This window comes from Streptomyces rhizoryzae (assembly GCF_023155275.1).
In the GTDB taxonomy this organism is placed as follows: Bacteria; Actinomycetota; Actinomycetes; order Streptomycetales; family Streptomycetaceae; genus Streptomyces; species Streptomyces rhizoryzae.
The window spans coordinates 1-13,264 of sequence record NZ_JALMUV010000058.1 but is presented as its reverse complement, the minus strand read 5'-3'; the positions used below and the strand labels follow the sequence as shown (position 1 = coordinate 13,264).

10 protein-coding genes are annotated in these 13,264 nt (G+C 72.7%); 7 read left to right on the top strand and 3 right to left on the bottom strand.

Going from position 1 to position 13,264, the window contains the following annotated elements; translation table 11 throughout:
- Positions 1–109: 109 nt before the first annotated feature.
- The 3 genes from MUU72_RS31505 to MUU72_RS31495 form a co-directional block, all read right to left on the bottom strand.
- Entirely contained in the window at positions 110–1,909 is a 1,800-nt protein-coding gene (locus MUU72_RS31505; RefSeq protein ID WP_248016853.1) for an ABC transporter substrate-binding protein, read from the bottom strand.
- A 103-nt stretch (positions 1,910–2,012) separates the two neighbouring features.
- A complete protein-coding gene (locus MUU72_RS31500; RefSeq protein ID WP_248016852.1) occupies positions 2,013–3,047 on the bottom strand; it encodes an ABC transporter permease in 1,035 nt (344 codons plus the stop codon).
- A gap of 560 nt (positions 3,048–3,607) precedes the next feature.
- Complete coding sequence (locus MUU72_RS31495; protein ID WP_248016851.1) at positions 3,608–5,776, bottom strand: S9 family peptidase; 2,169 nt, start codon at positions 5,774–5,776, stop codon at positions 3,608–3,610.
- A 233-nt stretch (positions 5,777–6,009) separates the two neighbouring features.
- Between MUU72_RS31495 and MUU72_RS31490 the strand changes: the two genes are divergently transcribed.
- The 7 genes from MUU72_RS31490 to MUU72_RS31460 all read left to right on the top strand — a co-directional run.
- Positions 6,010–6,204 (top strand): hypothetical protein, encoded by a 195-nt coding sequence (locus tag MUU72_RS31490; protein ID WP_248016873.1) that lies wholly within the window; start codon positions 6,010–6,012, stop codon positions 6,202–6,204.
- A 56-nt stretch (positions 6,205–6,260) separates the two neighbouring features.
- Positions 6,261–7,211 (top strand): N-acetyl-1-D-myo-inositol-2-amino-2-deoxy-alpha-D-glucopyranoside deacetylase, encoded by a 951-nt coding sequence (gene mshB / locus MUU72_RS31485; protein ID WP_248016850.1) that lies wholly within the window; start codon positions 6,261–6,263, stop codon positions 7,209–7,211.
- The gene (locus MUU72_RS31480; RefSeq protein ID WP_248016849.1) at positions 7,208–7,753 is read left to right on the top strand and encodes a DUF6113 family protein; all 546 of its coding nucleotides are present in this window, start codon (positions 7,208–7,210) and stop codon (positions 7,751–7,753) included. Before mshB ends, MUU72_RS31480 begins: the two co-directional genes overlap by 4 nt.
- Before the next feature lie 215 nt (positions 7,754–7,968).
- Positions 7,969–10,185 carry a hypothetical protein gene (locus tag MUU72_RS31475; RefSeq protein WP_443743073.1) on the top strand — a complete coding sequence of 739 codons (2,217 nt, stop codon included), beginning with the start codon at positions 7,969–7,971 and terminating at the stop codon, positions 10,183–10,185.
- 176 nt (positions 10,186–10,361) lie between these two features.
- A complete protein-coding gene (locus tag MUU72_RS31470; protein WP_248016847.1) occupies positions 10,362–11,321 on the top strand; it encodes an ABC transporter ATP-binding protein in 960 nt (319 codons plus the stop codon).
- Positions 11,318–12,055 carry an ABC transporter permease gene (locus MUU72_RS31465; protein WP_248016846.1) on the top strand — a complete coding sequence of 246 codons (738 nt, stop codon included), beginning with the start codon at positions 11,318–11,320 and terminating at the stop codon, positions 12,053–12,055. Before MUU72_RS31470 ends, MUU72_RS31465 begins: the two co-directional genes overlap by 4 nt.
- Positions 12,052–13,264, top strand: a 1,213-nt coding sequence (locus tag MUU72_RS31460) for a sensor histidine kinase (protein ID WP_248016845.1), incomplete at its 3' end; no start/stop codon positions are given. The genes MUU72_RS31465 and MUU72_RS31460, both read left to right, overlap by 4 nt.

The window sequence follows — 13,264 nt, the reverse complement described above, 5'->3', positions numbered from 1 at the left end:
CTCAGGACGGCGGCTGCAGTGGGGTGAGGGGTGGCGGGAAGGCCCCGGAGTGCGCGCCCCGCCTTGCGCGCGCACTCCGGAATGCCTTCGGCGTCAGGTGCGGTGCTGCTTACTTCTTGATGAACAGCGTGTTCACGTCGAGGTAGTTGGTGTCCGAGTTGTAGCGGATGCCGCCGATCTTGGAGCCGTACAGCTGGAGCACCTTGGTGTAGAACACCGGGGCGGCCGGGTTGACCTTCTCCACGATGTAGTGGTGCAGCTTCTGCCACTCCTCGGTCTGCTTCTTCACGTCCGGGATCTGCTGGATGCGCTTGATCTCGTCGGTGACGTGCTGGTCGCGGATGTGCGAGTAGTTGGACGCGCCGTCAGCGATGGTGGTGCCGTCGTAGGACGGCGGGATGACGGTCGAGGCGTCCGCCCAGTCCTGGCCCCAGCCGGTCAGGTAGACGTCGAAGCCGTTGTCGACCTTGCCCATCTGCTGGTACCAGGAGGAGGAGTCGACCTCCTTCTTCTGCACGTCGAAGCCGGCCTTGGTCAGCCCGTCGGCGATGGCGACCGCTTCCCGCTGCCGGATCTCGGTGTTGGCGTAGGCGTAGACGAGCTTCATGCCCACCTTGCCGGCTTCCTTCAGGAGCTGCTTGGCCTTCTCCGGGTCGCCGTTGGGCTTCTTCAGCTTGCCGTAGGGGTCGTAGCCCTTCTCGTAGCCCGCGACGGTCGGGGAGAGCAGACCGCCGGCGACCTCGCCGCCGTAGCTGCCGCCCTCGATCCGGACGACCTGCTGGCTCGGCATCGCGTAGGTGATCGCGTCACGGATCCGCTTGTCCTTGAGGCGGTCCATGTTCATGTTCAGCTGCCAGACGTAGGGCTGGTAGCCCTGCACCAGGCGCTTGCTGGCGCTGGCGTCGCTCAGCACCTGCTTGGTCAGCGACGGGTCCACGGAGTTGGTGAAGCTGAGGGCGGTCTTGTCCTCGCCCTGGTCGGCCATCAGCCGCTTGGTGGAGTCGGAGAACTGGTGGTTGAACGAGATCTTGTAGCCGTCGACGTACTGGTGGCGCGCCGGGTCGGTCTTGGGGTCCCAGTTGGTGTTCTTCACCAGTTCCATGGACTTGCCGGACTTGAACGACGCGATCTTGTACGGCCCGCTGGTGACCGGCGCGATGTCGTAGTTGTCCTTGGTGTCCTTGGCGCTGTCCGGGACGACGCTGTAGCCCGCCATGGCCAGCGCGTAGGGCAGCTGCGTCTGCGGCGCCGCGAAGTGGAAGACGATGGTCTTGTCGTCCGGCGTGTCCAGGACGGACTTGGGAAGGTGGTCGCCCTTGTAGGGACCGTCCGGCAGCGCCTTGCGGTAGGTCGTGCCGGCGCCCGACAGCCACTGCTGGACGTAGGTGGGGCCCTCGGTGATGAACGGCGCGTACATCCGCTCGATGGAGTGCCGGATGTCCTTCGAGGTGATCGGCTGGCCGTCCTCGAACTTGACGCCGTCCTTGAGCGTGTACGTCCAGGTCTTGCCGCCGTCGGCCATCTTCCCGGCATCGGTGGCGAGGTCGCCGACGAGCGTCTTGTTGCCCTTGTCGTCCTGGGTGTACGTGGTCAGACCACGGAAGATCAACTTGGCCAGGTCGCCCACGTCGCTGACGTACATCTGGGCCGGGTCGAGGTGGTTGTAGCTGTCGCGCTGGTAGACGGTGATGGTGCCGCCGCTCTGCGCGCCGGGGACCGCCTTCGCCGGGCCGGCGGACTGGGAGGCGGTACCCAGCGGAACGACCTTCGACTGGGCCGCCGCGTCCTGGTCGGTCTGCGCCTTGTCCTTGCCGGAGCTGCTGCCGCCGCTGCACCCGGTCAGCGCGAGGGAACCGGCCGCCAGGGCCACGATCGCCGCGCGGGTTCTACGCGTGGAGAGTGTCTTCATGAGGATCCAAGCACCTGCCTGTCAGTCGTTGTCCGATGTGCTGTCTGGCGCATCCGGTGCGCCACCGGCGCGGGGGTGACAGCTGCCCCCGTCAAGAGGGCGGTCAGCGCCCGGACTTGGGGTCGAACGCGTCCCGGACCGAGTCCCCCAGCAGGTTGAAGCAGAGGACGAAGATCACCATCGCGGCGCCGGGGAAGAGGAGGAAGGTCGGGTCGTTCTCGTAGATCTGGCCCGCGGTCTTGAACAGCCGGCCCCAGTCGGGGGTCGGGTCCACGATGCCGACGCCCATGAACGACAGACCGGCCTCCGCCGTCACGAACAGCGGGAGCATGTAGGTGCTTTGGACCAGGATCGGCGTCACCACGTTGGGCAGCAGCTCCTTGGTGATGATCCGCCAGGGGGAGGCGCCGGTGATCCGCGCGGCCTCGACGAAGTCGCGCTCCCGCAGGGACATCACCTGGCCGCGCAGCAGACGGGCCAGGCCCATCCACCCCAGTGCCCACTGCACGAGGATCAGCGCGATCACCCGGATGTAGGTGGGGGTCTCGTCGCCCGGTGCCACGAAGATGGCGATCACCGCGGGCATGAACGCCACGAAGGTCAGCTGGCTGGGGAAGGCGAGCAGGAAGTCGATCAGCCGGCCGACCCAGTAGTCGGTCTTGCCGCCCAGGTAGCCCGCCGCGATGCCGATGACGGTGCCGGTCACGACCACCAGGATGGTGACCGCGAGCGAGATGCCCAGCGAGGTGCGCATGCCGTACAGCAGGTTGGTGAACAGGTCGCGGCCGAGGCCCGGTTCGATACCGAACCAGAAATCGCCGGAGATTCCGCCGTTGGGCCCGGCCGGATAACTGAACTCGTCCAGGAGACTGGGATCTTCGCTCCCGTAGAGCGTGTACGGACTCTTGCCGTAGAGCGAGGCGATCACCGGTGACAGCGCCGCGACGACGAAGAACGCGAGCACCACGATTCCGCAGATCACGCCGGTGCGGTCGCGTTTGAAACGCGCCCACATCAACTGCCCGGGGGAACGGCCTACCAGCTCACCGCCCGTGCTCTTCTTTTCCTTCTTCAGACCTTTGGACGCGCGCCCCGGGGTTTCGGACGTGCTTACCGCGGTCTGGGATGGACTGGTCATCGCGAAGTGCCCCCGCGCCGAGTTCTCTTGGAACGTGAAGCGGCACCGGTCGCACCGCTGGATGAGCGCGACTTTCGCAAGTGATTTACGGCGGAGTCAAGGGCATGCGGTGTGCTTGTGCACAGGTCGTTCGCTTCTTGAGCGAACATTGCGCAGATTGACGCCCGGGCGTGCTTGACATGCGGCCGTCATGTACGGCATGACGGACATAGCGTCACCTATCGCCGTAACGCGGCGGTAACTTACCTGTCGCATCACCGATATGCGGACGCGCCATGATGAACACCGTACGGCCGTGCGGGTGCCGTAGACCGGCCGGGACGCCCTGGGTGTCCCGGCCGGCTCTCCTTTTGTGCCCGTTCCGCCCGGTGGTCCCGCAGTGCCCCTTGTCCGGGGGGTGAGATTGGTATAAACCTGTGGTGGCGGGTTTACGAATGCGTCGATGCCGTGGACGTGGGAGAACGCCACCGCGCGCCCGGCGCGCGGTGTCCACACTGCGGGCAGCCCCACCGGCGCCGCCCACCGGCGCCGCCCGCCGGGCGGGCGCCGGCCGGCCCGCGTCAGACCAGGCCCAAGGACCGCTTGAGGAAGTCCACTTGGAGCAGCAGGAGGTTTTCGGCCACCTGCTCCTGGGACGCCATGTGCGTCACGCCCGACAGCGGCAGCACCTCGTGCGGCCGGCCCGCCGCCAGCAGCGCGGAGGAGAGCCGCAGGGAGTGCGCCACCACCACGTTGTCGTCCGCCAGGCCGTGCACGATCAGCATCGGCCGGTGCGGCTCCACCGCCCCGGACAACCCCTCATCGGTGACCAGGGAGTTGAGGGCGTAGACCGCCGGCTCCTCGTCCGGGTGGCCCAGATACCGCTCCTGGTAGTGGGTGTCGTACAGCCGCAGATCGGTCACCGGCGCCCCGACCACCGCGGCGTGGAAGACGTCCGGGCGGCGCAGCGCGGCCAGCGCCGCGAGATAGCCGCCGAACGACCAGCCGCGGATCGCCACCCGCCCCAGATCGAGGGGGAAGGACCCGGCCAGCGCCCGGAGCGCGGCCACCTGGTCCTCCAGGGCCACCGGCCCCAGCCGCCGGGAGACCGCCTTCTCCCACCCGGGGGAGCGGCCCGGGGTGCCCCGGCCGTCCGCCACCACCACCGCGAAGCCCTGGTCGGCGAACCACTGCGAGGTCAGGTGGGCGTGGTGCGCGGCGACCACCCGCTGGCCGTGCGGACCGCCGTACGGGTCCATCAGCACCGGCAGCGGACCGTCGCCCTCGCGGTAGCCGGACGGCAGCAGCACCGCGCACGGGATCTCCCGCTCGCCGGCGCGCACCAGTCGCGGCCGGGCGGTGAGACCCGGCGTCTCGGCATACGAGCCGAGGGTGGCGACCACCTCGGCGCCGCCGTCCGGTCCGGGGCGGACCACCTCCGTGCGGGTCCCCGGCCACTCCAGTGACGCCTGGGTCAGCACCGTCAGCTCCCCGGACCGCACCGCGGAGGACACCGTCGGGTACGGCCGTCCGCCCAGCCGCTGCCAGCCGCCCTGGTCGCCGCTGCCGCGGAACCACGCGCGGTAGACCCCGATGTCGTGGGTGTCCGGCCCGCTGGCGGAGAACAGGACGTCGTCCTCGCCGATGTCCAGCACCGCCCGGACGTGCAGCGGCTCGCCGGTCAGCGGCCGGTCGCCGGCGAACAGCTTGCGCACCCCGCCCTCGTCGGCGATCCGCACCAGGCGCCCGTCCGGCGTCCAGGCCGGCACCCCCGGATACGGCTCGACCCACACCGGGTCCTCGTCCTCGTGCACCACGGTGGTCGCGCCGGTGGCGGTGTCGACCATCAGATAGCGCTGGGCGCGCTGGTCCCGGGTCTGCACCAGCAGCAGCGGCGGCCCGGCCGCCGACCAGTGGACGCGCGCCAGATAGGGATAGCGCGCGGTGTCCCAGCTGACGTCCGTCCGCGACCCGTCCAGCCCGATGAGCGCCAGGGTGACCTCGGCGTTGGCGCTGCCCGCCACCGGGTAGGCGACCTGCGCCGGCTCCCGGTCGGGGTGTGCGGGATCGGCGATCCACCAGCGGGCCACCGGGCTCTCGTCCACCCGGGCGGCCAGCAGCCGGTCGCTCTGCGGCGACCACCAGAAGCCCCGGTGGCGGCTCATCTCCTCGGCCGCGATGAACTCCGCCAGCCCCCAGGTGACGCCGGGCCCGTCCGGCTCCGCCAGCGCCCGGTCCGCGTCCCCGGCCGCGGGGCCGCCGTCGCCGCCGCCGTCCGCCGCGACGACCCGCAGCGCGCCGCCCGCCACATAGGCGACCCGGCGGCCGTCGGGGGAGGGGCGGGGATCCACGACCGGGCCGGCGGCGGGCAGTTCGCGGGTGGTGCCGGCGCGCAGCTCCGAGACGAACAGCCGTCCCGAGAGGGTGAAGGCGGCCAACTCCACCGCGGCGTCGACCGCGTAGCCGACGATGCCCGCCGAGCCCTCGCGGCTGCGCTCGCGGCGGGCCCGCTCCTCCGGTGGCAGCTCCTCGTCCGCGCCGGCCAGCAGGGTCCGCGGATCGGCGGCGGTGAACTCCTTTCCGCTGTCCAGGTCCAGGACCTGGAGCCGGTGGCTGCGGTCGGTGCCGGAGGGGGACCGCAGGAAGACCACACGGGAGCCGTCGGGGGCCAGGGCGACATCGCGCGGGGCGCCGAGGGTGAAGCGCTGGGTGCGCGCGGAGTGCCGGGGGAAGGGCAGCTGTCCGGTCATGGCGCCGAGCCTACGGGGGAAGCTGGCCGCGGGGGACGTACCCGCCGAAACGGCGTGCGCCCCCGCCGTGCTCCGGTGCACCGACTTATGCGCGCGGACGGAAAGTTATGATCCCATGCGCGTAGTGGGTGTGGGGTAAGGAGCCCTTGGCACACCCGGGTACGTGGCGCCGTCCCGGTGTCTCACGTACCGTCAATTCTGTCCGGACCGTGTGTACTTGGAGGTGGGCCGCCGTGGCACTCTCGATTTCGGCGGTGGTGCTGCTGGCGATCGTCGTCTTCTTGTTGATCAAGAAGTCCGGACTGAAGGCGGTGCATGCCTTCGTCTGTATGCTGCTCGGCTTCTATCTGGCCAGCTCCTCCATCGCCCCGACGATCAAGAGCCTGACGACCAACGTCGCGGGGATGCTCGGCGGCATCAAGTTCTGACGGGCCCGTTCCGGTCGCCCGCGGGCGGGCCGGGGGGCGCCTCGTAGGCTGTCGGCATGACCGAGCTGCCCGCCCCCGCCCGCCGCCTCCTCCTGGTGCACGCGCACCCGGACGACGAGTCGATCAACAACGGCGCCACCATGGCCCGGTACGCGGCCGACGGTGCGCAGGTCACCCTGGTGACCTGCACCCGCGGCGAGGAGGGCGAGGTCATCCCGCCCGCGCTCGCCCACCTGGCGCCCGACCGCGACGACACCCTGGGCCCGTACCGCGTCCGCGAGCTGGCCGAGGCGATGGCCGCGCTCGGGGTCGGCGACCACCGCTTCCTCGGCGGGCCCGGCCGCTACCGCGATTCCGGTATGCGCGGCGCGCCCCAGAACGACCGGCCGGGCTCCTTCTGGCGGGCGCCGGTCGACGAGGCGGCGGCCCACCTCGTCGCGGTCATCCGCGAGGTCCGCCCCCAGGTGCTGGTCACCTATGACCCGAACGGCGGATACGGTCACCCCGACCACATCCAGGCCCACCGCGTCGCCATGCGGGGCGCCGAGCTGGCCGCGGACCCCGGTTTCCGACCGGACCTGGGCAGCGCATATGCGATCGAAAAGATTTACTGGAACTGCAACCCCCGCTCGGAGGTCGAGGCGGGCCTGGCCGCACTGCGCGCCACCCGCCACCGCTTCTCCGGGGTCTCGGAGGTGGACGACATCCCCGGGGTGGTCCCGGACGAGGAGGTCACCACCTCGCTCGCCGGCGCCGGCCGCTGTGCGGACGCGAAGGCCGCGGCGATGCGGGCGCACGCCACGCAGATCGTGGTCGACGGGGCGTACTTCGCGCTCTCGAACGACCTGGGCCAGCCGCTCGTCACCACCGAGCACTACCGGCTGGTGCGGGGGGTGTCCGGGGCGGCCGCCGGGGAGCGTGAGGACGATCTCTTCGCGGGCGTAGGGGAATCGACCGGTTCGACGGGTATGCAGGAGAGTGCCCGGATTGAGGAGGCGGCGGAATGAGTACGGCCAACGGCGGCGGAACCGCGGGCAAGGGCGGCGCCCCCAAGGGCGGTGCGGGCAAGGACGGCGCCGGCCGGGGCCGGCGGACCCGGGCGTCCGGCGGCGGCCCGGCCGCGGCGCGCGGCGGCACCCCCGCGGCACCGGCGGGCGGACCGGCGGCCGGTGCGCCGCTCACCCCGGGCCGGGTCGGCCTCTACGTCCTCCTGCTGGTCGCCGGCGCCCTGGTCGCCGCCGCCGGCTCGCTGCTGCAAGCGGCCTGGTTCCCGGGCGGATTGCTGCTGGCGCTGGCCGGCCTCGGCGGCCTCTTCCACGGTGGCGGGCGGGCCGCCGGCACCGCGGGCGGCGTCCTGGTCCCCGGCGCCGCCTGGCTGGTGACGGTCTTCCTGCTGATCAGCGACGTCCGGCCGGAGGGTGACTTCCTCTTCGGGCCGGGGCTCGGGTCGTACGCCTTCCTGCTGGGCGGCATCGTGATCGCTGTGATCTGCGCCACCGGGACCCGGCTGCGCGCCGCCGGGCCGCCACCGGGCCGAGTCGGCGGATGACGTGGTCCATACAGGGACGGATGCCGCGCGGTTCCGGGTGACCGGCGGGTTCTCCGGGCCGCCGGCCGGGTGGGCGGGGGTCCCGCGCACCCGGGGTGCCGCCCGGCGGCGGCCAGTATGGTGGTGCGCGCCGCCGCGCCGCCCTGGGGGCACCTCCCGGCCTGAGGCCGGGGATCATCTCTGACGAGCGGCGGAGCCAACCGGGAGAACCTGCTTTGAGTCGTGAATCTGACAGTTCGTCCTCCGGCCCTGGGGGCCGTGGCGGAGCCGTGTACCCCTCGGGGACACCGCCCTACGGCTCGCCCAGGGGAGAGGCCGGCGAGACGCCGGCGCCCGGAGCCGGGGAGCGGCCCGAGGAGCCCAGAACCGAGACCACGCTGACGACGCGGATCAAGATCAACATTCCGGGGTCCCGCCCCATCCCGCCGGTCGTCGTGCGCAAGCCCGTCGGTGAGGAGTCCGGCATGAACGCATCGGCTGCATCCGGCGGTTCCGCCGGCTCGCCCGGTTCCCGGGGGACCTCGTCCGGACCGGCCGGCGGTGAGCGGGCCGCCGAGCGGACGGCGGACACGCCGCGGCCGCAGGCGGCGGAGAAGCCCGCCGCCCCGAAGGAGAAGACGACCAGCGACTGGTTCGCCCCGCGCAAGCCGCAGGGCCAGGCCGGCGGGAAGGCCCCGGCCACCGGGGCCCGGCCGGCGGCCGGTGCGGACGGCGGCACCGCCGCGCGCCGCCCGGACCTCCCGTACTTCTCGGACGCCCCGGCCTCCGGGTCCGCCCCGCAGAGCGGCGGCACGCCCTTCGACGGCCCCCGCGGCCACGGGGCGCCGTCCGGGAGCGACCCGCTGGGCGCGGACCCCCTGGGCGGCGATCCGCTCGGCGGCGACGCCCCGGGTGGCGACCCGCTGACCGGCCCGTCCCCGTTCGACGGCGGCCCCCGGGGCGCCGCGTCGCCCTTCGACGGCGGTCCGCACGGCGGTTCGCCGTTCGACGCCCCGGCGCGGCCGGCCCGCGACCACAGCCCGTTCGACGCCCCGGCGGGCGGTGGCGCGGGCCCCAGCGGCCCGACGGCCGGCCCGGCGCGCGGCGACTCGGCCCTCGATCTCCCGCCCGGCTTCAGCGACCCCAGCGCGGGCGCGAGCGCCGCGCGGCTGAGCGACGACACCGCCGAGCTGACCCCGCAGCCCCCGGCGCCGCCGACCGGGCCCGGCGGGATCGCGGGCGGCACCGCCGCCCGCCAGGACCGGGCCGGCAAGCCCGGCAAGCCCGGCGGGTCCGGCCCCAAGGGCGGCCCCAAGGGCGGCCGTTCCGGTGGCCGGGTCTCCGGCGACACCCTGGTCAGCGGCATCCCGAAGGTCCCGGGGGACGACGGCCCGGCGGCCGCCGACCCGTTCGCCGGCGCGGCCGGCGGCGGCACCGGGAACGGCACCGGCAGCGCCGCCCCCAAGTCGCGCCCCAAGATCCCCGAGCCGATCAACCCGCCCAAGAAGGGCCGCAGCAAGCTGGTGCTGGCCGGTGTCGCGGTCGTGGTGCTGGCGGGCGTCGCGTACGGCGCCGGGCTGCTGCTCGACCACGCCGACGTGCCCAACAACACCACCGCGCTCGGCGTGGAGATCGGCGGCACCTCCAAGGACGAGGCGGTCAAGAAGCTGGAGGCGGCCCTGAAGGACCGCCGCACCGCGCCGCTCAAGCTCACCGTCGACGGCAAGCCCGAGACCCTGCTGCCCGCCCGGGCCGGGCTGGACATCGACCTCCAGGCCACGGTCCGCAACGCCGCCGGCCGGGACTACAACCCGGTCTCCGTCGTCGGCTCCCTCTTCGGCGTCAAGCGCACCGCCCAGCCCGCGGTGATCACCGACAAGGAGAAGCTGGCGGTCGCGCTGCGGAACGTCGCCGGGCCCGCGGGCGCCGACGCGGACGGCGGGATCACCTTCGAGGACGGCAAGGCGGTGCCGCACTACGGGGCGCCGCACAAGGCGATCGACCCCGCCGCCTCCGAGGACAAGATCACCCAGGCGTACCTCAACCGCTTCAGCACCGGCAGCGACGCCCCCGTGGTGCTCGCCGCCACCACCCAGCAGCCCCGGGTCACCAAGGCCGCGGTGGACAAGGCGCTCAAGGAGTTCGCCGAGCCGGCCATGTCCGGCATGATCACCGTCCGCACGGACGCGCTGCACACGGTCTCCTTCAGCCCGCAGAAGTCCATCCCGAAGTTCCTGTCCTTCAAGATCGTGGACGGCCAGCTGGTGCCGTACTACGACCGGCCGGCGCTCAAGGAGCTCTACGGCACCACCTTCGAGGGCGTCATGGTGACCAAGGGCGACGGCAGCAAGCACCCGGTCAGCGTCGAGGAGGTGGCCGGCGCGGTGGGCCGGGCGCTGGTCGGCAAGACCCCCGCCGAGCGCGTGCAGACCATCGCCACGAACGGCAGCTGACGGCCGCACCGGCTCGCCCGCACCTCGCCGTACACTGACGAAAGCGCAGGTCAGAGGCCCTCTGGGGAGAATCCTCCGGGACGACCCCTAGGGGGCCTCACCCATGACATCTGTCATGCCGGCCTGCGGACACCTGACACTGCCGGACCACGCGCGGATCACCGAAGCTGGATGCCATGACGACGACAGCTACCACTCCGGCCGGCACCGCGCCCGACGCGGCGGTTGTTCCGGTGGTCAGCTTCCAGGGGGTCGGCAAGAGCTACGGCGCGGTGCGCGCGGTGGCCGACCTGCGCCTGGAGCTGCACCCCGGTGAGACCGTGGCCCTCCTGGGCCCGAACGGCGCGGGCAAGTCCTCCACCCTCGACCTCCTCCTCGGCCTGCGCACCCCCGACACCGGCACGGTGTCCCTGTTCGGCACCGCCCCGCAGCGCGCGATAGCGCAGGGCCGGGTCGGCGCGATGCTCCAGAGCGGCGGCCTGATGGAGGGCGTCAAGGTCCGCGAGCTGGTGCGGCTGGCCCGCGACCTGCACCCGCGTGGCCATTCCGTCGAGCAGATCCTCACCGCCGCCGGGATCACGGACATCGCCGACCGCACGGTCGGCAAGCTCTCCGGCGGCCAGGAGCAGCGGGTCCGCTTCGCCCTCGCCACCGCCGGCGCCAACGACCTCATCGTGCTCGACGAGCCCACCACCGGTATGGACGTCGCGTCCCGGCAGACGTTCTGGGGCGCGATGCGCCGCCAGGCCGAGGAGGGCCGCACGGTCCTCTTCGCCACCCACTATCTGGAGGAGGCCGACGAGATCGCCGACCGGGTGATCGTGCTGCACCGCGGCCGGGTGCTGGCCGACGGCACCGCCGCCGAGATCAAGGCCCGGGCCGGCGCCCGCCGGATCACCTTCGACCTCGACGGGCCGGCCGACCGCGCCGCGCTGGAGGCGCTGCCGCACCTCACCGCCCTGACCGTCGCCGGCAGCGGCTCCGGGCACACCGTCCGCATCCGGTCCCAGGACGCCGACGCCACCGTCCACGCCCTCTACGGCCTCGGCCTCTACCCGCGCAACCTCGAAGTCTCCGGCCTCGGCCTGGAGCAGGCGTTCCTCGCCCTGACCACCGCCGAGGAGGCGGCCCGATGACCACCCTGATCAAGCTGGAGATCCTCCGCACCCTGCGGAACAAGAAGTTCATGTTCTTCTCGGTGATCTACCCGCCGGCGCTCTACCTCATCGTCGCGGGCGCCGCGGACCGCAAGCCGATCCCCGGCACGGGCCTGAGCACCGGCCTGTACTACATGGTCTCCATGGCCGCGTTCGGCGCCATGACCGCCGTCCTGCTGGGCAACAGCGAGCGCATCGCCAAGGAGCGCCAGGCCGGCTGGGTGCGCCAGCTGCGGCTGACCGCGCTGCCCGGCCGCGGCTACGTGGCCGCCAAGATAGCCGCCGCGGCGACGGTCAGCCTGCCCTCCATCCTGGTCGTCCTGGGCGTCGCCGCGGTGGTCAAGGACGTCCGCCTGGAGCCCTGGCAGTGGGGCGCCATCGCCGCCGGCACCTGGCTCGGCAGCTTCGTCTTCGCCGCCCTGGGCGTCGCCATCGGCTATCTCGCCACCGGCGACGCGGTCCGCCCGATCTCGATGCTGGTCTACTTCGCGCTGGCGTTCCTCGGCGGCCTGTGGATGCCGATGACCCTGCTGCCGCAGTGGGTGCAGAACGTCTCCGAGTGGCTGCCGACGCACGCCTACACCGCGCTGGGCACCGCCGTCGAGGGCGGCAGCGCCCCCCACGCCAAGGACATGGCGATTCTGCTGGGCTACGGCCTGCTCTTCGCGGGTGCCGCGGCCTGGCTCTACCGCAAGGACACCCGGAAGGCATGAGACCGGTGGAGACGAGGAGCGCACCCGACGACCGCAACCCGGTCATGATCGGCCAGCGGCCGCGCAGCCGCCGCCAGGCCGTGGGCAAGACGATGTGGGTCGGCGTCTGGCTGCTCTACCTCGCCGGCCCGGTGGGCGAGTTGGCCGACCCCCGCTTCTCCACCGGGCAGCGGGTCTGGGGCGCCATCGGCCTCGCGCTCTACGTCCTCGCCTACGCCCTGCTGATCTTCCGTCACGTGTGGTGGCGCCCTCCGCTCTCCCTGCGCTACACCCCGCTGGCGCTGATGCTCATGCTGTCCGTCGCCCTGACCTGGACGCTCGGCTCCACCTGGCTGGTGCTCTTCATCTTCACCAGCGTGGCCTCCGCGGTGGTGCTGCCCTGGCAGCGCTCCCGCTGGGCGATACCGGTCATCACCGCGGTGCTGATCGGCGTCGGCGCCCGCTTTCCGGAGATACGCGCCTACTACCTCTTCGCCTACGCCCTGCCCGCCCTCGGCAGCGGTTACGTCATGATCGGCGTGCAGAACCTCATCCGCACCACCCAGGAGCTGCGCGCCGCCCGGGAGGAGGTCGCCCGCCTCGCCGCCAACGAGGAGCGGCTGCGCCTCGCCCGCGACCTGCACGACCTGCTGGGCCACTCCCTGTCGCTGATAACGCTCAAGAGCGAGCTGGCCGGCCGGATGCTGCCGGGCAGCCCCGAGGAGGCCGCCAAGCAGGTCGCCGACATCGAGCGGGTCAGCCGCCAGGCGCTGGTGGACGTCCGCGAGGCGGTCACCGGCTACCGCCGCCCCCGCCTCGCCGTCGAGCTGGCCGGCGCCCGCGCCGCGCTGCGTACCGCCGGGGTGGCGCCGGGCGTCGACCCGGCCCTGGAGAGCGGGCACCGCGGGCTGACCGAGGACACCGAGGGCGCGCTGGCCTGGGCGCTGCGGGAGGCGGTCACCAACGTCGTCCGGCACAGCGGCGCCCGCCGCTGCGAGCTGCTGCTCACCGAGGAGGAGGCCGACGGGCGCCGCTGCCTGTGCCTGACGGTGACCGACGACGGCGACGGCCCGCCCCGCTCCCGGTACGACGGCAACGGCCTGGCCGGGCTCCGCGAGCGGCTCGCGCTCACCGACGGCCGGCTGGAGACCGGCCCGGCCGCCGGCTCCCGCGGCTTCACCCTGCGCGCATACGTCCCCCTGGCCACCCCCACCGACCCCACCCCCACAC